Raw genomic sequence first — 23,234 nt, forward strand, 5'->3', positions numbered from 1 at the left:
CGTTAATGTAATATCACAAAATCGCCCGGCTCATAACCATGAAATATGGATAATATTACGAATTTTATTATTTTACTCTCTAAAGTAGCATTTTTTAAGATTAATTGCCCCAATCTCTCTGCCTCTATAGGAGATAAAATAATAGGTGTTTTTATGGCTAACGGCGGGTTATTGGAAGAATTTTCGTTATTTACATAACAATAACAATTTTGATAATTATTAAAGCGGTCAATAAAATTAATCGCAATTTTACTGATAATATTTTCCTTCGGTATCTCGGTTTGTTTTAAATAACTATTATCCGATAATTTTATTAATGCTTTTTGGTCTAAATTATGTGCATTTCCGTAACCACGTTTAATGAATTTGATTTGATCACGACCACTCGCCAAGATATCGAAAAAATAAAATATTCTTAAAGAATTGATAATATCTATCGTTGATAAAACTTTAGTTAGCACTAATCCCTCTACTGTCTCATCAATAGTAGAAACATCGATTTTGTGCAACGCAATACCGCATTTATTAGACAACTCCAAAATTATTGCCGCCAAGCTACAAGCACCAAATTTACCGTTAACCCAATCTCCCTTTTCCCATAAATGATTATCACGCCAAATATTACCGTGTGGCCAAGCGGGATAAGGTCTAGCGTCCCAGCTCCATAAAAACATTTCTTCAATATATTCCTCTGCCTGCCAATATTTTAAAAAAGCTTTAATAGCCGTACGTTGTACTGTAAAATCTGTTGCACCGGAGGAATATTTAGGCACTCCGCCGTCTTGACATAACGGATCAAAAAATATATTCGGTTGATTCGGTGCTTTATCGATAGACGGAAAGCCAAATTCGGTAAACCATATCTTTTTCATTTTCGGCTGCCAATTTGTAACCTCGCCGTTAGGGTTATAATGATGATTTTCCCACCAATATCTTAAATTTTTCCAAGCGTAAGCAGCGGATAGAGGTTGTTTTTGCCCTTCAGAATCTAGATAATAGTCATATCCTTCTCCTGAGTGGCAACCTTTAACAATTTCATCATGCGTTATTTTTGAGTTTAAAGTTCGAGTTAAAGGAAAATAAGCATCTATACCGACAAAATCGATATCAGGAGAAGCAAATAACGGATCGAGATTATACCAGCCGCCGCTTGTATGATGATATTCCGACCAATCGGCGGCATAAGTTACTAATATGCGTGTGCCGACTATTTCTTTAACTAATTTAGCCCGGATATTGCATGAAGTGAGATTTAAAGTAAGAAATTGAGTAATTTATAATATTAGCAATGATACTTTTGTAAAAATTTTGCCAAAAAGTGCTTTGAAGCCGTTATTTTCAAATTTTAGATGTAATGCCCCTTACCCCATTTTTTCTAAGCACCGGGAACAGTGCTAATCTAGGTTATTCTAATGCTAATTTCTTCATCACATGATTCCATACCTGTCGGTAAGGATATGATGAAGATAACAAAAACTTAATACGCCTAGTATTACGGATAATTACTACCCCAATTTTTAATAATTTTAAACGTATTGTACCTATTTGTGCTTTTGCTAATGCACTACCTTGTAATAAATTACCTCTGATATATTCTACTAAAGTGTATGCAAGACCCGATAAAATCATTCTGAGCTGATTAGCCCACCATCTATGACAAGAAGTACGATCTGCAAATAATTCTAGTTGTTGCTCTTTTATACGGTTTTCCATATCACCACGACCACAGTAAACTTTGTCGTATAAATCTTCAGGTTTATCTGATAAATTAGTTACTATATACCTTGGATTTTCTCCAAGCATTGTCATTTCTGCCTTACCAATTATTCTACGTTCATGACTCCAACTACCAGCCTTATATGGAAACTCACTAAAAAGACGTTGCTTTTCTTGGGTTATAATAAATGCTACTTTTGACTTCTCCATTGTAGGTTTCAGTAACTCATTTAGTCTGTTATTTTGGGGCATTCCTACAATATATTTTATATTATGAATATCACACCAATCAAACATCTGATGACGACAAAATCCACTATCACCACGAAAAATAATCTTTACCTCTGGCCAAGCTTGGCGAAAACGTTTTACTAACAATGATAATATTGCCCAAGAATGTTTTGCTTGATCCTGCTTTGACGTCCTAAGATAACTAACTAACAGATGCTTTCCACAAAAAACATACAAAGGTAAAAAGCAATTATGACCGTAATAACCATGATAAAACTTACCTTCCTGTTGCCCATGAATTTCATCATCCGTAGCATCAAAATCAAGTATTAGCTGCTTTGGTACTATTTTATGAGACTTAATAAATTTATCAAGCATTAGTTCATGCACTTTAATTGCAAAGTGTCTATCAGCATTGTTTTCTATACGACATAAGGTAGAACTACTTGCCATATCATCAATTGTTTCCATAGCTGTTTGCATAGCAGGACATTTTCGTAGATAATTGTGGTCATTTAAATCTTCATAACCTAATGCAATACCATAAATTCGTTGCCTCAGCATTGTTGCCATATTATGGGTAATTTTACTACCATCTCGTCTATCAGGAAATATTTTAGCAAGCTCCTCTGTTATACCAAGCCTTTTATCTGCTTCTCTTAATAACAACACACCTCCATCGCTACTAATATCACCTCCAGTGAAATTTATCTCTATTGTCCGATTTTTTACTTTGGAAAACTGGTAACTATATGCTATACAATTTGTCATGACAAAATCCTTTGTATTATTCTAATGAAATACCAGTATTATACAGCTTTACGAGGATTTTGTCTCCTATATCTCATGCAATATCCGGGTTAGCGAGTTTGATAAGTTCGTTAACCCCGGGGAAATTATCTAGAGAATCTTTAATACTCGTAATACCGATAAGCTCCGAGCCGATAACAAAAGCATCAACATAATCTTTAACAAGCTTTGCGTAATGAAGGATAAAATTATTATAGCCATCGGCTTTATTAAAAAATTGATGGATAGAATCAGGAGAACCGGTAACATAACCACGCCACGGCTTGCCAGGTACATCCATAAAAAACATCGGATAAAACATAATTTTTAGATTCCGCTTTTTAAGCTCCTGCAGATAACGTAGTAAACTAGCGTCGTTAACGCTACCGCCGTAATTAGGATTATTGTTGCTATCTTTAGAAATGATTTTAGCGGTCGCACGGGTATAATGGCTTACTTGCCATTCTGCCGAGTATTTAGTATGAGAATCGTTAAATTCTATAGCCGGTTTTATAGTGCATAGTTCAGTGTTGAGATTATCGGCAAACCAAGAAATTACTGGTGCTACCCATTTTATATTTGGACAAGTAGTTTGTAATTGATTAAGGCTAAATACGCTATCGGCAATGTTAAGCTGATTATGTGAGTTAATCGCTGTGCGGCTGATAACGCTGCCGTAAGAGCTTTCTATTGTTTTATACTGTATTATCGTATCATAGACATACTCGCCAGAGCCAGGAATCATATTAATAGCGTTTATTAAATTCTCGGTAATTACATGATTAGCTTCTATAGGTATATTAGCTTTTCTTGTTACCTCAAATGAAAAATTTGGAATAGAATCGTTAAAATCTTCTAAAGGTAAATCTTCAAATACTAGATAACTAAGAGAACGAAAGGCAGGTGTTTTACCTAGACCTAAGCAGCTTTCAATTAGAGGATCGGGTGTTTGAGTTTCCGAACCTAAATATAATCGAAAATTATATTTACCCAAATTTATTAATTCATCATTTGCCCAAACTCTAGTAATTTCGGTAATTTCCCCTTCACAAATACTAAGAGCAAAAGATAAATAATATTTATATTCCGTTAAAGTATGGATAGATTTAACTTGATGAAAATAAGGAAAATATTCCTTAGCCCGGATATTGCATGAGATATAGGAGACAAAATCCTCGTAAAGCTGTATAATACTGGTATTTCATTAGAATAATACAAAGGATTTTGTCATGACAAATTGTATAGCATATAGTTACCAGTTTTCCAAAGTAAAAAATCGGACAATAGAGATAAATTTCACTGGAGGTGATATTAGTAGCGATGGAGGTGTGTTGTTATTAAGAGAAGCAGATAAAAGGCTTGGTATAACAGAGGAGCTTGCTAAAATATTTCCTGATAGACGAGATGGTAGTAAAATTACCCATAATATGGCAACAATGCTGAGGCAACGAATTTATGGTATTGCATTAGGTTATGAAGATTTAAATGACCACAATTATCTACGAAAATGTCCTGCTATGCAAACAGCTATGGAAACAATTGATGATATGGCAAGTAGTTCTACCTTATGTCGTATAGAAAACAATGCTGATAGACACTTTGCAATTAAAGTGCATGAACTAATGCTTGATAAATTTATTAAGTCTCATAAAATAGTACCAAAGCAGCTAATACTTGATTTTGATGCTACGGATGATGAAATTCATGGGCAACAGGAAGGTAAGTTTTATCATGGTTATTACGGTCATAATTGCTTTTTACCTTTGTATGTTTTTTGTGGAAAGCATCTGTTAGTTAGTTATCTTAGGACGTCAAAGCAGGATCAAGCAAAACATTCTTGGGCAATATTATCATTGTTAGTAAAACGTTTTCGCCAAGCTTGGCCAGAGGTAAAGATTATTTTTCGTGGTGATAGTGGATTTTGTCGTCATCAGATGTTTGATTGGTGTGATATTCATAATATAAAATATATTGTAGGAATGCCCCAAAATAACAGACTAAATGAGTTACTGAAACCTACAATGGAGAAGTCAAAAGCAGCATTTATTATAACCCAAGAAAAGCAACGTCTTTTTAGTGAGTTTCCATATAAGGCTGGTAGTTGGAGTCATGAACGTAGAATAATTGGTAAGGCAGAAATGACAATGCTTGGAGAAAATCCAAGGTATATAGTAACTAATTTATCAGATAAACCTGAAGATTTATACGACAAAGTTTACTGTGGTCGTGGTGATATGGAAAACCGTATAAAAGAGCAACAACTAGAATTATTTGCAGATCGTACTTCTTGTCATAGATGGTGGGCTAATCAGCTCAGAATGATTTTATCGGGTCTTGCATACACTTTAGTAGAATATATCAGAGGTAATTTATTACAAGGTAGTGCATTAGCAAAAGCACAAATAGGTACAATACGTTTAAAATTATTAAAAATTGGGGTAGTAATTATCCGTAATACTAGGCGTATTAAGTTTTTGTTATCTTCATCATATCCTTACCGACAGGTATGGAATCATGTGATGAAGAAATTAGCATTAGAATAACCTAGATTAGCACTGTTCCCGGTGCTTAGAAAAAATGGGGTAAGGGGCATTACATCTAAAATTTGAAAATAACGGCTTCAAAGCACTTTTTGGCAAAATTTTTACAAAAGTATCATTGCTAATATTATAAATTACTCAATTTCTTACTTTAAATCTCACTTCATGCAATATCCGGGTTAGAGGAAGTAGTATTTTCTACTTCTTTAATTTGATTTGCCCAAATTATTTTGCCGTTAACTCTAGCAAGACCAAAAACTAGAGCTATCGGCTCGCCGTAATTTGCTGCCGATAAATGAAAACTTTCTTTGATATTTTTAAATCGATGATATTCTTCGGGCTTATGGTTTAATTGGTCTAAATAATCGCCGAAAGTCTTACCGGCAAATCTACCTATAGTTGATAATATGCCGCCGCCAAAAGCGTTACCTAGTGCACCACCGAGTGAGCTAAAAATCTTCCCAAGCATAATTTTATGTGTTTTAATAAATATGATTTGATATTAGCACGACAATATGCTACCACTAAATATACTGCTCGCATTTCAAGAATTGAATTTTATTTTATCAGGGATTCATGTACTCACGTACTAAGTGTACGCTGCGTGCATTCACCCTTCAAAATAAAATTCAATTCTTGAAATGCGAGCAGTATATACTTTGTTAATTTGAGAAATTGTGATTAGCAATGGCGTTGTTGTGTGACTCCCGGAATCGTCATGGCGAGGTGCCTCTTGGCGTTGTTGCCTGGCTCGAAAAAAGTGCTGTATGTCATTCCCGCGAAGGCGGGAATTCAGAGAATATTTAAGCGAGTTATATAGTAAATTTTTATATAATTTTGCTTATTTTAAGTGTTTTTTCTGGATTCCCGCTTTCGCGGGAATGACATCAAAAATTTGATCCGTGCAACAAGACCAGAGGCGTCTCGCCATGACGGGGCTTTTCGAGCCATGCAACAACGCCTCGCCGGAATGACATATAAGGGCAAGAAAAAAGAAATTATTATGTTATTTTTGAAATTAAAATTATTTATTAAGAAATATTTTATTGCTTTAATATTGTTCAGCACCGGCATTGCAACGGCAGAAATTATTGAAGTTGATAGCTTAGATAAAATAAATCAAGATTTTGAAGAAATTTATAGTAAAGACTATTTACCGCAGGATATGCTAGTAATTATAGGACTTGATAAGCTAATATTTAAGTCCTTATTGCCTTCAGCATCTGCACTTGGTCAAGAGGGTTATTCTAAATTATTACCGATTTTTAAAAAGGTTAAACCACAATCAAAACAAGTTTACACAGATCAACTGCTTCTTGTTGGTTATAAACAAGAGTTGGCTGATACTGCTTTACCGAACTTTATAAAAATAATTAATAATAACAATATACCTATAATAGCGGTTAGTAAAAATTTCACCGGTAATTTTAATAACATACCTACGCTTGAAATATGGTTAGCCGATTATTTAAAGAAGAATTTTGATATTGATTTTTCTCGAAGCTTCTCACAAAGTAACTATATAATCTTTAATAATTTACGAAGTTTTGATAATACTTATCCGGTATTTTATAAAGGTATATTAAGCAGCAATAACACTCCGCAGGCTGAGTTAATACTTAATTTTTTAATTGAAGTAAAATTTATGCCGAAAATTCTTATAACAATCAGTAGTGATGAAGAGCTATTAGGCTCTATACAGGCACAGCTTAGCAGTTATAACTCTAACCTCTCCTATACCGGCTATCATTATGTTGCTGCTAATCAGGAAAATGATAATGAAAAGAATTTAGCATATTATACTAAATTTTTTAATGAGTTGGTAAATAAAATAAATAAGATACAAAGGAATAACTCTCCGGCTAAAACTAATAAATCTGATAATAAAAATCCTTATGATAAAGCTCAATAAATCAGGTAATAAATTATATTTATTATTATTTTTTTTGGTTATGCCTTTTATAAGTTACGGTCAAATGATTCCTACTTATTCCATTGATTCAATAACAATTAAAAAATTATTACCGCAAATTGACTCTACTACTCTGGTATTAGTTAATATAGATAATACGATTATCACGCCGCAATCAAAAATGTTTCGCTATAATAATAATCCTTATATAGCTTTTGTCGATAATTTATCTAACTTGGCAAAGTCTAACTATGCAATTAACGGGATAATAGCTTCGTTAATGGTGCAAAGGCAGATGATGTTAGTAGAACCAAATTGGTCTGATTTCATAAATAAGATGAAATCGCAAGGTGCAATGGTTTTTGGTTTTACTGAAGTAACTCCGCCGTGTAAGTTAATTAATAATTTTGAAGGGTGGAAATATAGTCAGCTTCGAGCATTTAATATTAATTTTACGGATAAGGTTAATGATAAAGAAATGTTTAGGTTTGACGATCATGATGCAGATGCTCCTGTTTTTTATGAAGGTATATTATTTACCGGTACTGCAAGCAAAGTCCAAACTCTTATTAAGTTTTTAAAAATTATACCTTCCGCTCCTCTTAAAATTGTAATTTTTGAAAATAATAAGACGGAACTAAAAAAAATAGATTCTTTTTTGAGAATGGTCGATGTAGAATATTACGGTATAGAATATTTGGGATGGCAAATGATAATAGGCTATCCTGATGAACCTACAGCCAAATTACAACAAGATACGCTTCTGAAAACCGGTAAATGGTTAGAAGATGCGGAAGCAGAAAATTTTTTAAAAAGCCAACAAAAGAATGAATAAATATTAGCTATGAGTAATCTAATTAATGCCCTAAAAGATTTAATTATTAAAACCGGAGAAATTGCTTTAGATACCAAAAAAGTTGGATTAGTAGTCGAGAATAAGCTTGACGGTTCTCCTGTATCCAATGCCGATAAAGAAATTAGCGAGCTTATTTATCGAGATTTACAAATTTTAACCCCTGGCGTAACAATAATTTGTGAGGAACAACCGCTGCCGATATTAAATAGCGATACGTTTTGGCTAATTGATCCGATTGACGGAACAAAAAGTTATATAAGCGGTAAAGATACTTATACTATAAATATGGGTCTTATAAAAAACGGCATCCCGACTATCGGCTTAATATATCAGCCTGCAAATGCTAAATTATATTATACCGATGCGAACGGTAACTTAAAAATTGAACAAAATTCAGTAGAAATTCCCTTGCTTGGGGCGGCTAACCAAGAATCTGAGAAAAACGGTTTTAATGCGGTGATTAGTTTCCATCATCAAAATAAAGCAACAACGGATTTTTTGGATAAATATTTAATAAATAAGATAGAAAATATAGCAAGCTCTATTTAAGTTATGCTTAATCGCAGAAGGAGCGGCTGATCTCTATCCTAAACTCGGTGGGCAAACTATGGAATGGGATATTGCTGCCGGTCATGCTTTAATCAAAGCTAGCGGCGGTAATATTTTCGATCTTGCCGGCAAGGAAATTAGTTACGGTAAAAAGAATTTTGCTAACCCCGATTTTTTTGCCTGTAGTGCTTATTGGCTACAAAAAAACATTGCATAATATTCTATTTCTCTATATTTTTGTGATTTAGAGGATATTGTCGCATGGATTAATAAAAGCCGCAATATGTCATTCCCGCGAAGGCGGGAATCCAGGCTTTTTTTGTCATGCTGAACTTGTTTCAGCATCTCATTAATAGATACCTGAAATAAATTCAGGATGACTATTATTTTCTGGATTCCCGCTTTCGCTGGAATGACATCAAAAATTCGAGCCACGCAACAATGCCTTGTGAGCAGATGCCATACATAACCAACTCTCCACAAATAATAAAAACACAACAAAATTTATGTTAAAAAAACTAGGTTTTTGGTCGGTTTTCGCTTTGGTAACCGGTAGCCAAATCGGCACGGGAATTTTTATATTACCGGCAAGTTTAGCCCCTTTCGGTATATATAGTATTTGGGGCTGGATATTATCTTGTTGCGGTGCCGTTAGTATAGCACTGCTATTTGCCGCTTTATGTGCCAAATTCCCGAAAACCGGTGGTCCGCACGTCTATGTTCAAGAAGCATTTGGTAATTTTGCCGCTTTTTTTACCGGCTGGACTTATTGGATTATTTCCTTTGTTAGTACCGGTGCCGTGATTATCTCGGCAATAGGTTATTTAACCCCTTTAATCGGTGATCAAACTAATATGGTTTATTTGATTCTCGAAATATCATTATTAATTGCTGTTGCCGCTTTAAATTTAAAAGGTCCGGAAATAGCGGCACGTGCCGAGTTTTTTCTCACTGTTTTAAAATTTATTCCTTTATTGATAGTGGCAATATGTGCGTTATATCGGTTTGACCTTAATAATTTTGTTACCGATGAAAAAGTGGCTAACTTAAGACTGCCGGAGCTTATGGGACGAGTAGCGTTACTAACTTTCTGGTGCTTTATCGGTATAGAATGTGCTACCACTTCAGCCGGGTCGGTAGTTAATCCTTCAAAAACGATTCCAAGAGCAATAGTGTTCGGTACTATTTGCGTAGCGGCTCTATATCTTATCAATAGCATCGGGATAATGGGTTTAATTTCCGGTACGCAATTAATGCATTCTAAAGCACCGTATGTTGATGCGACTCGGTTACTTTTCGGCGGAGGATGGCATTTATTAATCTCTTTGATAGCGTCGGTTATTTGTATCGGTACGTTAAATGCTTGGGTATTAACAAGCGGGCAAATCGCCTTAGGGCTTGCACAGGACGGGCTAATGCCCCGTTTATTTGCTAAGAAAAATATTAATGATGCTCCCGTATGGGGGCTTATCATAAGTTGTGCAGGTATCGTACCTTTATTGATTTTTACGGCTAATGAGAGTTTCTTTGAGCAAATTACTCAAATAATGGAGATGTCGGTAGTTGCTTTTTTATTCGTTTATTTGATTTGCGGTATAGCATTTTTAAAAATACTTTTTACTGCCAAAGAAAAAGTGGCTTATTATTATCCGCTAATCGGTATTTTATCGATTATTTTTTGTGGTTGGATTGTTTACGAGACGCCTTTAAAAACTTTAATTATCGCTAGTATGTTTACTTTTAGCGGTTTGCCGGTATATTTCTTTTGGTATCGGAAGCAAGGTACGGCATTAAATAGATTCGCAAAACTCCATTAATTTTTTAGAAACGACGTTAATATCGTAATTTTGCTTTAGCCTTAAATAGGCGGCTTTAGAAAATTTTTGTGCTTTATTTGGGTGATCAATAAGATAGATAATTTTTTCGGCCAAATCTTCACTTGAGGCATTTTCGTAAAGTAATCCTTCTTGCATATGGGTTAAAATTTCGTTAGGACCTTCGGTGTTAGAGCTGACTATCGGCAAGCTCGCTTCCATAGCTTCAAGTAATATAATACCGAACAGCTCATGCAGTGACGGAAGGCAAAAAATATCCAGCTCTGCAAAAAAGTTATCCTTGTCTTTCACCCAACCCGTAAATAATATATAATCTGTAAGACCTAATTTGTGCGTTAAAGCTAATAATTTGTCGCTTTCTTCGCCGTTCCCGCCGATAATTGCTTTAAATTCATATCCTTTTTCTCTTAAAATATGCATCGCTTCTATAAAAATATCCGCTCCTTTTTTAGGTACTAATCTAGCAATCATGCCGATTGTTATAGGATTTCTATATAATTTATGCGGAATAAAATCCTTTTTAATATTTATCATATTAGGGAGAGTAAATATTTTAGATTTAACAAAATTATTTGTTAACAAATGCTCTTTCATATGCTTAGTTAAAGCAATCACATAATCACATTTTTTTAAGCCTTTTAAGCTATAGTTATGAGCAATCCCGATTAGTTTTGGGTGTTTAGATTTAGCAAATTTACTAAAATTTATTGCCCTATTGCCGTGGGCGATAATTATATCAGGTTTAGTTTGATGGATTATATATTTTAAAATAAGTACCGAGAAAAAATCTATAGGTGCTAGGTTCGGTAATTTAAAACTTTTTGAAGATAACACAGAATTTATTTTTGCTCTAAAGCTAGTAACATTTATAACTTCAACTTTTTGCAGCTGCAAGGCACTACTATAATCTAAAAAAGCCTGCTGAATACCGCCAAGGTCACGGCTTAGCATAACGTTCAGAATTTTCATGTATACTCTTTTGTTTTGCGATGTCATTCCCGTGAAAACGGGAATCCAGACTTTTCTTTGTCATGCTGAACTTGTTTCAGCATTTCTTTATAATTTAGATCCTGAAATAAATTCAGGATGACTAAATATACTTTTCTAGATTCCCGTTTTCACGGGAATGACATCGAACATGCTTTAACTTATCTACGCAACAACGTCTTCCCGTGAAGGCGGAAATAGCTTTTTATGTTTTTGACACTACAATAAACAGTATAGTTATTTATTTCCAAAACTCAAAGAAGTTTGATATAATAGATTTCGTAAATCCAGAATATTAGAATCCATAAGATGATAAAGAAAATTAAGTTCGTAAAAATGCATGGGCTAGGGAATGATTTTGTTATCATTGATGCAAATGATTTGCCGGAGCAATGTAATTTAGCACAGCTCGCTAAAGATATAGCCGATCGCCATCTAGGGATTGGCTGTGATCAGTTTATTATTTACAGTAAAAAGTCCAATTATTATGAGATGTTTGTATATAATACAGACGGCTCTAGTGCTAAATTATGCGGTAATGCTTCAAGATGTCTTGCTAAGTTATTGTATCTTAAATTGGGCGAAAAGAATATAACTATAAAAATAGTCGATAAAAAACTATTATGTAGTGTTGATAATAACGATCAAATTAGCGTTAATGTCGGAGTAGTTAGCTTTGCTGAATCCTGGATGCCTGAGCGTGAAAAGATTTGGGCAGTTGCTGAGCGCTATATGATCGATTTAAAAGAAACTATTTGTGTTGATATCGGTAATCCGCATCTGGTTATTTTTAGTAAAGTTGAGCCTCAAGATCAAAATATAATCGGAGAAAAATTACAGGATAAAGAATTATTTAAGGACGGCGTCAATGTTAATTTTGCTGAAGTTAAGGATAATAAAATTTACTTATCGGTTTGGGAAAGAGGGGCAGGGCTAACGCTCGCTTGCGGTAGTGGTGCTTGTGCAAGTTTTGCGGCAAGTTTAAAACTAGGCTTTACGCACTCTCCAAGTGAAGTAGTGTTTAAACTAGGTAGCCTTATTATGTCCGAGCAGAAGGGGCATATAATAATGCGAGGATCGGCTAGTTTAGTTGCTAGCGGAGAATTTTATTATGAGTAAAGCACAAGAAGTAGTGACGTTTGGCTGTCGGTTAAATATCTATGAAAGTGAAATAATTAGGAAAAACCTAGCATTATCCGGTCTTGAAAATATAACGGTCTTTAATACTTGTGCCGTAACTAGTGAAGCTGAAAAGCAAGCAAGGCAAGCTATCCGCAAAGCCAAAAAAAACAATCCTGATTTAAAAATTATCGTCACCGGTTGCTCGGCTCAAAATAAACCTAAAATATTTGCCGATATGCCGGAAGTCGATAAAGTTATCGGCAATGAAGAAAAGCTATTTGCCGAGTATTATAGGCTTTCAGACGCAAAAATAGCGGTTAACGATATAATGGCAGTTAAAGAAACCGCAAACCATTTAATAAGCAGCTTTGACGGTAAGTCAAGGGCGTTTATTCAGGTGCAAAACGGTTGTGATCATCGTTGTACTTTTTGTATAATACCTTACGGTAGAGGCAATAGTAGATCTACCCCTATCGGTATTATAGCAAATCAGGTTAAGCATTTAGTACAAAATGGTTTTAAGGAAATTGTTTTTACCGGTGTAGACGTCACCGCTTACGGTCCTGACCTTCCAGGCTCACCGACATTTGCTCAAATGATTAAGCGAGTGCTTGGATTAGTGCCGCAGCTTACAAGGCTACGCTTATCTTCAATCGATGTGGCGGAAATTGATGACGAACTTTTTAATCTTATAGCATATTCGCCAAAAATAATGCCGCATTTTCATATTAGTTTGCAAGCCGGTGATGATATGATATTAAAGCGAATGAAACGCCGCCATAATCGCCAAAGCATAATTGATTTTTGCCGTAAGTTACGGGCTATTAGACCCGAAGTATCTTTCGGTGCTGATATTATAGCCGGATTCCCTACCGAAACACCGGAGATGTTTGAGAATAGTAGGAAATTAATCGAAGAAGCAGGTTTGCAATATTTACATGTGTTCCCTTATTCAGAGCGGGAGGGAACGCCTGCCGCTAAGATGCCGCAAGTGCTAAAGTCAGTTAGAAAAGAAAGAGCTGAAATTTTACGTCAAGAAGGGCAAAAACAATTGCATGAATTTTATAAAAGGCATATCGGGCAAGAAGTAAATTTATTGATAGAAAATAATCAACTAGCTCATACAGAAAATTTTATTCCGGTAAAGCTTGCGAGTCCCGTGGAAGTAGGACAAATTGTTAAAGCTAGGTTAACAGCAATAGAAGAGAATTATATGTTGTGTGATAAATAAAGCATATTCTATGTCATTCCCGCGAAGGCGGGAATCTAGAGAATATTTAAACGAATTATATAGTAAATTTTTATATAATTTTGCCTGTTTTAAGTGTTTTTTCTGGATTCCCGCTTTCGCGGGAATGACATACAGCACTTTTTTCGAGCCATGCAACAATGCCACGAGGGAATGACACGCTTCTAGCAGAAGGCCTACATATAGATCATAATACTAAAAACATGGATAAATTTAAAAATATTGCCGTTTACGGAGGCGGGAGTTTTGGCAGCGCACTTGCTTGCGGGGTTGCTAGATGCTGTAATAATGCTACCTTATTTTTGCGTGATAATGATATAGCTAATGAGATTAATGTTAAAAAAACTAACAGTAAATATTTAGGCGAAATTATATTGCCGAATAATATAATCGCCACTACGAAATTAACTACTGTCAAGGATTTTGAAGTAATTATTATTGCTACCCCCTCTATGGCTTTTGATAGTGCAATAAAGCTATTAAAAACTTCCGGTATTTCTTCTAATACTGTTTTACTAATTGCCACAAAAGGCTTTGCAAATAACCCTACCGAGCTATTATCGGCTAGAGTGAAATCTATATTGCCTGATAACCCCATAGCTTTTATTGCCGGACCGAATTTAGCTAAAGAAATAGCAAACGGGTTATTAACCGGCGTAACTATTGCAAGCTCTGATGAGAATTTAGCTAATAAACTTGCCGCTAGCTTAGGATCTGAGTCTTTTATCGTAACCACTAGCGACGATATAGTGACATTGCAAGTAGCCGGAGCCGTAAAAAACATCATTGCCATTAAAAGCGGTTTGTATGAAGCAAGCGGGCAGGGAGAAAACGCTAGAGCTTTACTTATTACGGAGGCGTTAAAGGAAATAAGTATTTTATCGAAAGCTCTTGGCGGTATGCAAAGCGATTCAGATATTTTACTTAAACCCGGAGTGGTTGGGGATTTGATTCTTACCTGTTATTCTAAAATATCACGTAATGCAAGATTCGGTTATGAGCTTGGAACCCAAGAGGATAAAAAGAAATTTTTACAAGAATATAAAGGGTTAGTAGAAGGAAGAGAAGCAGTAAAATTGGTTTTAGATTTTATACAAAAATATAATTTATCATTGCCGCTTATCTCTTCAATAGCTTTGGAATTGGAGTTATTGTGATGTCCAAAATATCCTCGAAGGCAGTTCCAGAAATATTTAAAGAAGTAGCACAAATAGTATTAAAGCTATTATTTATTTTAATATGTTTTTTTATATTATTATTTCCGGTAATGAATTTTAAAATTAATATGGAAAGTGCTATTTTTCCTGCTTGTGAAATAATCCTTATTTATTATTTTACTTCTTTTTATAATTTAAGCTTATGGATGATATTTTTAGCCGGCATACTGCTTGATCCGCTATATTCAATGCCTTTGGGGACAAATTCTTTAGTATTTCTAACCGCTCATTTATTTTTTAAATTAGCTGCACGGTTTTTTCTTACTAAAAATTATCTCACAAATTTTATTATTTTTTGTACCTATTGCTTTTTTATAATAAACCTTAGATATTTATTGATATTTATAAAGAATTTTCACTCGGACGGTTATATTACAATATTATTTCAATATTTAACGACTATATTTTCCTATAATTTAATTCGTCTTTTACTTGACTATCCGTTAGACTATTTCAAAAAAAATGCTAAACAAAAAAATATTACATGATCAATTAGTATCACGTCGAGCCTTTTTAATTGGCATAGGCAAGCTAGGGCTTTTGTCGTTTTTAGGGGTGCGTATGTTTTATTTGCAGCTCGTTAAAAGTGAAGAATACAAAACTTTATCCGATAAAAATCGTATTAATTTTGTGGTTATTCCTCCCGCAAGAGGACGAATTTATGATTTGGAAGGTAATATACTCGCAACAAATCAAGCATGTTTTCAGTTATTAATAGATAGAAATAGCAGTGTTAAATATCTAGATGAATTAGCTTTGATAAGCCAAATTTTGAATTTGTCGTTAGAAAAACAAAATTATATTAAGCAAAAAATCAAAAAATCCAGTAGGCATGCACCTTTAATGATACTTGACCAACTTGATTGGCAACAAGTATCTTTAATTGAAGAGCAAAAACAAAAGCTGGCTTCAATATTTATTGATATAGGCTATTCAAGATTTTATCCGTTTTCGGAAGTTACCTGTCACTTAATCGGTTATACGGGTCGCATGAATGAACAAGAAAAAAACGAGCAAAATATTTATAATGTAAGTGACTTTAATATCGGTAAGTCCGGAATTGAAAAATATTATGAGCATAAATTACGTGGAGAATTCGGTTATAAAAAAGTTGAGGTTAATGCTTTTGGCAAGCAAGTAAGAGAGATTACTAACGTAGCTAGTAAATCAGGGGCAGACATCCATTTAAATATTGATGTTAATCTGCAAAAACAGATACAACCGTACCTAAATCAACAAGGTTGTTCAGCAATAGTTATGGATACTACAAACGGCAATATATTAATTCTTGCTGCTTCTCCCGTATTTGAATCAAATAATTTTAGTAAATTATCAGATGATTATTGGAGTAGCTTAACTAACGATTCTTATAAGCCGTTAATCAACAAAACGGTACAAAATTGTTATCCCCCAGGTTCAGTATTTAAAATAATTACCGTATTAGCTGCTTTAGAATCAGGCATAAAAGCTGATAAAACTTTTTTCTGTAACGGTGCGTCGGTGCTAGGTACTAATAGTTTTAGATGTTGGAATCATCACGGTCACGGTGCTTTAGATATGCTTGGGGCTATAAAACATTCTTGTAATATTTATATGTATGAATTATCAAGGATAATAGGGGGCGATAAGATATTAGAAACTGCTAGAAAATTCGGCTTCGGTTCAAAAACCGGTATTGATTTAACCTCGGAAAGTTCAGGATTTGTTCCTTCCAAAGAATGGAAAAAACAAAAATTAAAAGCTCCGTGGACAATCGGTGATACTTTTAATTTAGCAATAGGGCAGGGCTTTACCACCGTTACGCCTATCCAACTAGCAAGATTTATCACGGCTATAGCTAGCGGTAAATTATATACTCCGCAGATAGTTAAGAATGATTCCGAGCTTCAGCCCAAATTTCAACAAATTGGTATTGATCCCCAAAATATTAAAATAATACAAGAAGGGTTATATAATACAGTGAATATAACCGGCGGTACTGCTTACTATAATAGAATCTTAGGCGAAAATCGTCAATTAGCCGGTAAAACCGGTACTTCGCAAGTACAAGCAAAAACGAGTGCAAAAGATGATTTAAACCGTGAATCTATCGCTTGGGAGCGACGTAACCACGGTTTATTTATAGGATTTGCTCCGTATCACAACCCAAAATATTCGGTTACTATTTTTGTCGACCACGGAGGCGGCGGCAGCAGAGCAGCAGCTCCTATCGCTCGGAAAATTATGTCCGATGTTTTAGATAAATATATGTAGTTAAGTTTTTAGATTAACGACGTTGTTGCATGGCTCCGGAATTGTCATGGCGAGGAGACATAGGCATTGTTGTATGGATCGAAAAAAGTGCTGTATGTCATTCCTGCGAAAGCAGGAATCCAGAAAAAACACTTAAAATAAGCACAATTATATAAAAATTTACTATATAATTCGCTTAAATATTCTCTGGATTCCCGCTTTCGCGGGAATGACATCAAAAATTCAAGCCACGCAACAATGCCGATCAAGTCGCTCGCCATGACGATTTAGGTATCCATGCAACAACGTCGCTTACGCAGGAATGACATACGGCACTTTTTTAGAGCCATGCAACAAACCCTTTCCCTCCTTACAATGGCACACCCATGTGCCATTGCCGGAACAATATCGAAAGGAATAGCACTAAATATTATTTATTTTTTACTATCGGCGTCTGTTGCTTCTGCTTTTTTAGGCAGTATTATTTTTACATCGGCTTTGCTTTCTAAATCAGCTATATATTGCTTTAATACATCACCCGCTAGCTTGTTGTTTATCATTGTTTTAGCTTCTTCTATAGCCGGCACACGTACCGGTCTTTTTTCAAGCACGGTAATAACATGCCAGCCGAAATCAGTTTTTATAGGTGCCGAAACTTCATTTACTTTTAGAGCAAATGCTTTTTTCTCAAATTCCGGTACTAATTGACCTTGTTGATTTAAAATAATATAGCCGATATCTCCGCCGTTTGCTTTTGTAGAAGTGTCTGTAGAGTAAGTTTGTGCTAATTTAGCAAAATTCTGTCCTTTGCTTAATTTAGTTTTCACTTCATCAGCTTCTTTTTTAGTCTTAACTAAAATATGAGCAACCTTTATTTCTTCCTTACCTTTAAGAGACTCTGCATATTTATTATATTCTTCGTCAATCATTTTATCGGTAATATGTGATTTTACGTAATTTGATAATAATTCCTGCTGTGCTAGTTGATTTTTAGCATTATTGAGTTTTTCTTGAAATTCTTTAGAAGATTCAATACCTGATTTTTCTGCTTCTTGCTTTAACAAAATATTATTAACAAAAATCTTTATTAATTGCTCTTGTTGTTCAGGAGCAAAATCTGCAAATGTTTTATCCTTTAATTCGGGTTGCATACTAAGTTGTGGGGCAAGCTCCTTCATAATTTGTGATTCTTTCACTTCTCCGCCTTTATAAGTAGCAATTACTTTATCATCGGCAAACGCTATGCTAGATAACATACTGACAGATAAGAATATAACAGATAATTTTTTCATTAGATATGGCTCATAATTGTTTAAATATAGGTTTAAATTCTATAAAAACTATATTCCTTCGTCAACAGCTATTTATAATATTGTTTGATAATTTTATAACAATGTCTTATTTTGGTAAAATGTAAGGCGTTGTTGTGTGGCTCGAATTTTTGCAAAGCGTACAGTGTCATACCGCGGCTTGACCACGGTATCCAGAAAAAAACTTAGTAAAAGCCTAGATGCCGTGGTCAAGCCCACTGCTGTACGAACGTTTAAATAAAGAGGTGAAAATTCTGTCATTCCGTGGCTACGACCACAGAATCCAGAAAAAGCCTTAATAAAAAGACTGGATGCCGTGATCAAGTCACGGCATGACACCGAACGCTTTGCAAAAATTCGATCCACACAACAACGCTGCCATGGCATGACACCATACTTATTTATATTAACTAATTCAGGATTTTAATGTTTTCTTTATTTAAAAAATTTTTCGGGACGGCAAATGATCGGACCGTTAAAAAACTATTTTCAGAGGTCGATAAAATTAATTCATTCGAGCCGATAATTCAAAAGCTTTCGGATGATGAACTTAAAAATAAAACGGCAGAGTTTAAACAGAAGCTAAAAGACGGTGCTACGCTGGATGAAATTGCCTATGAAGCGTTTGCAGTAGTGAGAGAAACAGCAAAAAGAGTTCATGGAACGAGGCATTTTGACGTTCAGCTTATCGGTGGCTTGATATTGCATCGTGGTATGATTACGGAGATGCGTACGGGTGAAGGTAAAACTTTGACTTCTACGCTGCCGGTATATTTAAATGCACTACGTGGAAGAGGTGTACATGTCGTAACGGTTAATGATTATTTAGCAAAGCGTGACTCCGAATGGATGGGGAAAATTTATAATTTTCTAGGGATATCGGTTGGTTGCGTTGTTAGCGGCATTAGCGATAATTTAAGACGTGAAGCCTATAATGCCGATGTTACTTATGCTACCAATAATGAACTGGGTTTTGATTATTTAAGGGACAACATGAAGTATAGTATGCAAGAAAAAGTACTTCGTCCCTTTGAATTTGCGGTTATTGACGAAGTTGATTCAATTTTAATAGATGAGGCCAGAACTCCGTTAGTTATTTCAGGTCCTGTTGACGATAATTCAGAGTTATATAGTAAAATTGATAAAATAATACGTAAGCTGGAGCAAGCCGATTATGAAAAAGATGAAAAATTAAAAACAATTAATTTAACGGAAAACGGTATTACCCATACGGAAGAGTTGTTAATTCAAGAAAATATTATAAAGTCGTCGTCCGGCTTATATGATTTTGAGAATTTAAGCCTAGTTCATTATGTTAACCAAGCATTAAAAGCTCATAACATGTTTACGATCGATGTGGATTATTTAGTACGTGACGGCAAAGTAATGATTATTGACGAATTTACCGGACGTGTTATGGATGGACGTCGCTATTCTGAAGGTCTGCATCAAGCTTTAGAAGCCAAAGAGGGAGTGAAAATTCAAAATGAAAATCAAACTTTAGCTTCAATTACTTTTCAAAATTATTTCCGTAATTACCCTAAATTATCCGGTATGACCGGTACGGCGATGACTGAAGCTTCAGAGTTAAAAGATATTTATAACCTTGACGTGGTTGCCGTGCCGACTAATAACAAAATTAGTAGAATTGACCTTGACGATGAAATTTACGGCACTAAACAAGATAAATATGACGCTATTTTAAAACTTATTAAAGATTGTTATGAACGAGGGCAGCCGGTATTAGTCGGCACAGTAAGTATAGAGAAATCCGAAGAGATTTCTAATTTGTTAAATAAACATCAGATTATCCATAAAGTATTAAATGCTAAATTTCATGAACAAGAAGCTTTTATTATTGCCCAAGCCGGTCGGTTTAAGGCAATAACTATTGCTACAAATATGGCAGGGCGGGGTACTGATATTATGCTAGGCGGTAATCCGGAAATGTTAATAGAGCAGCTAACTAAAGAAAATTCATCACCTGAAAATTACGAAATAAAGATAGCCGAAATAAAGCAGCAAATAGCCGATGAAAAACAACGAGTTATCAATGTCGGCGGGTTGTTTGTAATCGGCACGGAAAGGCATGAAAGCCGCCGAATCGATAACCAATTAAGAGGTAGGTCAGGCAGACAAGGCGACCCGGGTACTACTAAATTTTTCCTTTCCTTAGAAGATGATTTAATGCGGATTTTTGCCTCTGATCGTATTTCAGGAATTTTAAGGACTTTGGGGCTTAAAGACGGCGAAGCGATCCATCACCCGATGATTAGCCGCTCCTTGAAAAAAGCCCAGCAAAAAGTCGAAGGACATAACTATGAAATACGTAAAAATTTATTGCGTTTTGATGACGTAATGAATGATCAACGTAAAATAATATATGAACAACGAAACGAAATTATTAAATCTAAAGATAGTTACGGTTTTTTACAGATAACCACCGAAGAATTAATCAAAAAAATAATTTTAATATTTATGCCGGTAGGTTCTTATCGTGAAGATTGGGATTTAGAAAATTTGAGCTTAGAATTACATCGTATTTTTGCTATAAAATTTGACCGGAATCTGGTAAGCAAAAACGACGTAACCGAGGAAGACGTTATAAAAATAGTTACGCAAACGGCAAATGAATTATATAAATCAAAAGAAGAAACATATACTGCCGATTTAATGCATAATGCGGTAAAATATATTTTATTAACTACTCTTGATCAAGTTTGGAAAGATCATTTACATAGCTTAGATCATTTGAGACAAGGTATATCTCTTCGTGCTTATGCCCAAAAAGACCCGCTTAGCGAGTATAAAAGAGAGGCGTTTAATCTGTTTGAACAGATGTTAAATAATTTAAAAGAGTTATTTGTTCAAACCGTCTATCACTTTCATATCGATATTAGCCATATTCAGAAAGAGGATTTATCGCTTGAGCATAAAAAGCTACAAAAAAATATGCGAGAGAGCAGGGAAGATCCGGCATTTAGCAAATATAACGCCGGTAGTAGCGTAGAAACGGAATTAAAACCCGTCATCTCCCGCATCGATCCGCAAGAAAGAATTGCATCCGATCCGGCTAGTTGGGGTAGGGTATCACGTAATGAATTATGCCCTTGCGGTTCGGGTAAAAAATATAAATATTGCCACGGAGCGAATGAGTAGGTGTTGCCCGCATGGCTCTAAAAAAGTGCTGTATGTCATTCCCGCGCAGGCAGGAATCCAGAAAAATTAAAGTGTAATGTACTGGGTATATATATTATGTTCTGATCGAAATGGTACTTTATATATTGGTATAACTAATAATATAATTCGCCGTGCTTATGAACATAAACAAAAAATAATTAAAGGATTTAGCACAAAATACAACGTTACAAAGCTTGTGTATATTGAAGAATTTACTGACATTAAAGAAGCAATTGCAAGAGAAAAAGTAATAAAAAAATGGAAAAGAGCTTGGAAATTAAAACTAATAGAACAATATAATCCTGATTGGAAAGATTTGTTAGAATAATTTTCTGGATTCCTGCCTTCGCAGGAATGACATACGACACTTTTTTAGAGCCACACAACAACGCCTTGAAGGAGCGGTAAATAATGCCGCAAGAGAATAACATATAACCACAAAATTGTTGCTTTTTTACTCAAAACTGTCTAAAATCCCAAGGACTTTAGGCTAGGTAGCAAAGTGGTAATGCGGTTGACTGCAAATCTTCTATACGCCGGTTCGATTCCGGCCCTGGCCTCCATATGAATAGGTACATTGCTGTACGAACGTTGCAAAAATTGTCATTGCGAAGCCACGAAGGACGTTGTTGCATGGCTCGAATTTTTGATGTCATTCCCGCGAAAGCGGGAATCCAGAGAATATTTAAGCAAATTATATAGTAAATTTTTATATAATTTTACTTATTTTAAGTGTTTTTTCTGGATTCCTGCTTTCGCAGGAATGACATATAGCACTTTTCTTGATCCATGCAACAACGCTGACAAGCCATGGAATGACAGAATTTTACCTCTTTGATTTAAACGTTCGTACAACACAGATACAAGCCACGGTATGACACCAGGGATGCGGGCTTGACATAAACCACAATTCTTCAGGTCAATTAAGCAGTATATTATGGAATTTATCGAGCAGTTTCTCGAAATGATGTTAGCCGAGCGGGGAATATCAAAAAATTCCTTATTTAGCTATAAGCGTGATTTACTGGATTTTCAAGCCTTTTTGTCCCGGCAAAAAATATTAGAATTAAATACCGGTATCGAGAATGTTAGGGATTGGATTGAATATTTAGCAACTAACGGCTTGCAAGCTCGGTCAATTAATAGAAAAATATCCTAAAAATATAGTTTATTTATTCCCTTCGGCGTCTAGTAGCGGTTATATGACTAGGCAAAACTTTGCTATTCTTCTAAAACAAGCAGCAATAAAAGCAGGGCTTAACCCCGAGAATATTTCTCCCCATGTTTTACGTCATAGTTTTGCTAGTCACTTACTTGAAGGTGGAGCGGATCTCCGGGTTATTCAAGAATTGCTCGGTCATGCCGATATTAGCACCACGCAAATATATACTCACATCCAAACCAATCATCTAAAAAAGGCCCTTATGTGCCATCCTCTACAAATTTCCTCATCAAATTAAATTATTTTTTAAGAAGTACTATAAAAAAGTTGTTAATTTTTTTTAACCT

Annotated in this window: 18 protein-coding genes, 1 tRNA gene and 2 pseudogenes; 14 read left to right on the forward strand and 7 right to left on the reverse strand. The window is 34.9% G+C overall.

Going from position 1 to position 23,234, the window contains the following annotated elements; all coding sequences use genetic code 11:
• Nucleotides 1–2: 2 nt before the first annotated feature.
• The 3 genes from AAGD48_RS05055 to AAGD48_RS05065 all read right to left on the reverse strand — a co-directional run bounded on the left by AAGD48_RS05055 (nucleotide 3) and on the right by AAGD48_RS05065 (nucleotide 3,730).
• The gene (locus AAGD48_RS05055) at nucleotides 3–1,274 is read right to left on the reverse strand and encodes a glycoside hydrolase TIM-barrel-like domain-containing protein (protein WP_341790742.1); all 1,272 of its coding nucleotides are present in this window, start codon (nucleotides 1,272–1,274) and stop codon (nucleotides 3–5) included.
• Between the two features lie 130 nt (nucleotides 1,275–1,404).
• Entirely contained in the window at nucleotides 1,405–2,718 is a 1,314-nt protein-coding gene (locus tag AAGD48_RS05060; protein ID WP_341790671.1) for an IS1380 family transposase, read from the reverse strand.
• A gap of 73 nt (nucleotides 2,719–2,791) precedes the next feature.
• Entirely contained in the window at nucleotides 2,792–3,730 is a 939-nt protein-coding gene (locus AAGD48_RS05065) for a glycoside hydrolase TIM-barrel-like domain-containing protein (RefSeq protein WP_341790672.1), read from the reverse strand.
• 235 nt (nucleotides 3,731–3,965) lie between these two features.
• Here AAGD48_RS05065 and AAGD48_RS05070 point away from each other — a divergent pair, with 235 nt between their 5' ends.
• Nucleotides 3,966–5,279, forward strand: coding sequence for an IS1380 family transposase (locus AAGD48_RS05070; protein WP_341789277.1), 1,314 nt, complete (start codon nucleotides 3,966–3,968; stop codon nucleotides 5,277–5,279).
• A gap of 160 nt (nucleotides 5,280–5,439) precedes the next feature.
• Here AAGD48_RS05070 and AAGD48_RS05075 read toward each other — a convergent pair whose 3' ends face one another.
• Entirely contained in the window at nucleotides 5,440–5,745 is a 306-nt protein-coding gene (locus AAGD48_RS05075) for a host specificity protein (protein ID WP_341790673.1), read from the reverse strand.
• Nucleotides 5,746–6,279: 534 nt separating this feature from the next.
• On the opposite strand from AAGD48_RS05075, the gene AAGD48_RS05080 reads away from it, so the two are divergent.
• From AAGD48_RS05080 to AAGD48_RS05095, 4 genes and pseudogenes are all read left to right on the forward strand, one after another.
• On the forward strand, nucleotides 6,280–7,188 hold the full coding sequence (locus AAGD48_RS05080; protein ID WP_341790743.1) for a DUF2608 domain-containing protein: 909 nt from the start codon (nucleotides 6,280–6,282) through the stop codon (nucleotides 7,186–7,188).
• Nucleotides 7,172–8,023, forward strand: coding sequence for a DUF2608 domain-containing protein (locus tag AAGD48_RS05085; protein WP_341790674.1), 852 nt, complete (start codon nucleotides 7,172–7,174; stop codon nucleotides 8,021–8,023). Before AAGD48_RS05080 ends, AAGD48_RS05085 begins: the two co-directional genes overlap by 17 nt.
• 9 nt (nucleotides 8,024–8,032) lie before the next feature.
• Nucleotides 8,033–8,810 (forward strand): annotated as a pseudogene (locus tag AAGD48_RS05090) (3'(2'),5'-bisphosphate nucleotidase CysQ).
• A 289-nt stretch (nucleotides 8,811–9,099) separates the two neighbouring features.
• On the forward strand, nucleotides 9,100–10,410 hold the full coding sequence (locus AAGD48_RS05095; protein ID WP_341790675.1) for an APC family permease: 1,311 nt from the start codon (nucleotides 9,100–9,102) through the stop codon (nucleotides 10,408–10,410).
• On the opposite strand, the gene AAGD48_RS05100 is transcribed toward AAGD48_RS05095, so the two are convergent.
• Complete coding sequence (locus AAGD48_RS05100; protein ID WP_341790744.1) at nucleotides 10,384–11,397, reverse strand: glycosyltransferase family 4 protein; 1,014 nt, start codon at nucleotides 11,395–11,397, stop codon at nucleotides 10,384–10,386. The genes AAGD48_RS05095 and AAGD48_RS05100 overlap by 27 nt on opposite strands.
• Nucleotides 11,398–11,724: 327 nt before the next feature.
• Between AAGD48_RS05100 and dapF the strand changes: the two genes are divergently transcribed.
• The 5 genes from dapF (at nucleotide 11,725) to mrdA (ending at nucleotide 17,256) form a co-directional block, all read left to right on the forward strand.
• The gene (gene dapF / locus AAGD48_RS05105) at nucleotides 11,725–12,534 is read left to right on the forward strand and encodes a diaminopimelate epimerase (RefSeq protein WP_341790676.1); all 810 of its coding nucleotides are present in this window, start codon (nucleotides 11,725–11,727) and stop codon (nucleotides 12,532–12,534) included.
• Complete coding sequence (gene mtaB / locus AAGD48_RS05110) at nucleotides 12,527–13,768, forward strand: tRNA (N(6)-L-threonylcarbamoyladenosine(37)-C(2))-methylthiotransferase MtaB (RefSeq protein ID WP_341790677.1); 1,242 nt, start codon at nucleotides 12,527–12,529, stop codon at nucleotides 13,766–13,768. The genes dapF and mtaB overlap by 8 nt, the downstream gene beginning before the upstream one ends.
• 221 nt (nucleotides 13,769–13,989) lie before the next feature.
• Nucleotides 13,990–14,943, forward strand: coding sequence for an NAD(P)H-dependent glycerol-3-phosphate dehydrogenase (locus AAGD48_RS05115; protein ID WP_341790678.1), 954 nt, complete (start codon nucleotides 13,990–13,992; stop codon nucleotides 14,941–14,943).
• The gene (locus tag AAGD48_RS05120) at nucleotides 14,943–15,491 is read left to right on the forward strand and encodes a hypothetical protein (protein WP_341790679.1); all 549 of its coding nucleotides are present in this window, start codon (nucleotides 14,943–14,945) and stop codon (nucleotides 15,489–15,491) included. The genes AAGD48_RS05115 and AAGD48_RS05120 overlap by 1 nt, the downstream gene beginning before the upstream one ends.
• A complete protein-coding gene (gene mrdA / locus AAGD48_RS05125; RefSeq protein WP_341790680.1) occupies nucleotides 15,466–17,256 on the forward strand; it encodes a penicillin-binding protein 2 in 1,791 nt (596 codons plus the stop codon). The genes AAGD48_RS05120 and mrdA overlap by 26 nt, the downstream gene beginning before the upstream one ends.
• A gap of 413 nt (nucleotides 17,257–17,669) precedes the next feature.
• On the opposite strand, the gene AAGD48_RS05130 is transcribed toward mrdA, so the two are convergent.
• A complete protein-coding gene (locus tag AAGD48_RS05130; RefSeq protein ID WP_341790681.1) occupies nucleotides 17,670–18,527 on the reverse strand; it encodes a peptidylprolyl isomerase in 858 nt (285 codons plus the stop codon).
• Nucleotides 18,528–18,620: 93 nt separating this feature from the next.
• Nucleotides 18,621–18,932, reverse strand: coding sequence for a palindromic element RPE4 domain-containing protein (locus AAGD48_RS05135; protein ID WP_341790682.1), 312 nt, complete (start codon nucleotides 18,930–18,932; stop codon nucleotides 18,621–18,623).
• A gap of 39 nt (nucleotides 18,933–18,971) precedes the next feature.
• Here AAGD48_RS05135 and secA point away from each other — a divergent pair, with 39 nt between their 5' ends.
• The 4 genes and pseudogenes from secA (at nucleotide 18,972) to AAGD48_RS05155 (ending at nucleotide 23,185) form a co-directional block, all read left to right on the forward strand.
• The gene (gene secA / locus AAGD48_RS05140) at nucleotides 18,972–21,704 is read left to right on the forward strand and encodes a preprotein translocase subunit SecA (protein WP_341790683.1); all 2,733 of its coding nucleotides are present in this window, start codon (nucleotides 18,972–18,974) and stop codon (nucleotides 21,702–21,704) included.
• Nucleotides 21,705–21,780: 76 nt separating this feature from the next.
• Nucleotides 21,781–22,053 carry a GIY-YIG nuclease family protein gene (locus tag AAGD48_RS05145; protein ID WP_341789482.1) on the forward strand — a complete coding sequence of 91 codons (273 nt, stop codon included), beginning with the start codon at nucleotides 21,781–21,783 and terminating at the stop codon, nucleotides 22,051–22,053.
• Nucleotides 22,054–22,213: 160 nt separating this feature from the next.
• Nucleotides 22,214–22,288 (forward strand) — tRNA-Cys (locus AAGD48_RS05150).
• 374 nt (nucleotides 22,289–22,662) lie between these two features.
• Nucleotides 22,663–23,185, forward strand: a pseudogene (locus AAGD48_RS05155) (tyrosine-type recombinase/integrase).
• Nucleotides 23,186–23,234 lie beyond the last annotated feature (49 nt).

The organism is Rickettsia endosymbiont of Polydrusus tereticollis (assembly GCF_964026385.1).
Taxonomy (GTDB): Bacteria; Pseudomonadota; Alphaproteobacteria; order Rickettsiales; family Rickettsiaceae; genus Rickettsia.

Coding starts and splice junctions, on each gene's coding strand:
- AAGD48_RS05060 (WP_341790671.1), bottom strand. CDS start 2,718: ATGACAAATTGTATAGCATATAGTTACCAGTTTTCCAAAGTAAAAAAT.
- AAGD48_RS05070 (WP_341789277.1), top strand. CDS start 3,966: ATGACAAATTGTATAGCATATAGTTACCAGTTTTCCAAAGTAAAAAAT.
- AAGD48_RS05075 (WP_341790673.1), bottom strand. CDS start 5,745: ATGCTTGGGAAGATTTTTAGCTCACTCGGTGGTGCACTAGGTAACGCT.
- AAGD48_RS05080 (WP_341790743.1), top strand. CDS start 6,280: ATGTTATTTTTGAAATTAAAATTATTTATTAAGAAATATTTTATTGCT.
- AAGD48_RS05085 (WP_341790674.1), top strand. CDS start 7,172: ATGATAAAGCTCAATAAATCAGGTAATAAATTATATTTATTATTATTT.
- AAGD48_RS05095 (WP_341790675.1), top strand. CDS start 9,100: ATGTTAAAAAAACTAGGTTTTTGGTCGGTTTTCGCTTTGGTAACCGGT.
- AAGD48_RS05100 (WP_341790744.1), bottom strand. CDS start 11,397: ATGAAAATTCTGAACGTTATGCTAAGCCGTGACCTTGGCGGTATTCAG.
- dapF (WP_341790676.1), top strand. CDS start 11,725: ATGATAAAGAAAATTAAGTTCGTAAAAATGCATGGGCTAGGGAATGAT.
- mtaB (WP_341790677.1), top strand. CDS start 12,527: ATGAGTAAAGCACAAGAAGTAGTGACGTTTGGCTGTCGGTTAAATATC.
- AAGD48_RS05115 (WP_341790678.1), top strand. CDS start 13,990: ATGGATAAATTTAAAAATATTGCCGTTTACGGAGGCGGGAGTTTTGGC.
- AAGD48_RS05120 (WP_341790679.1), top strand. CDS start 14,943: ATGTCCAAAATATCCTCGAAGGCAGTTCCAGAAATATTTAAAGAAGTA.
- mrdA (WP_341790680.1), top strand. CDS start 15,466: ATGCTAAACAAAAAAATATTACATGATCAATTAGTATCACGTCGAGCC.
- AAGD48_RS05130 (WP_341790681.1), bottom strand. CDS start 18,527: ATGAAAAAATTATCTGTTATATTCTTATCTGTCAGTATGTTATCTAGC.
- AAGD48_RS05135 (WP_341790682.1), bottom strand. CDS start 18,932: ATGCCATGGCAGCGTTGTTGTGTGGATCGAATTTTTGCAAAGCGTTCG.
- secA (WP_341790683.1), top strand. CDS start 18,972: ATGTTTTCTTTATTTAAAAAATTTTTCGGGACGGCAAATGATCGGACC.
- AAGD48_RS05145 (WP_341789482.1), top strand. CDS start 21,781: ATGTACTGGGTATATATATTATGTTCTGATCGAAATGGTACTTTATAT.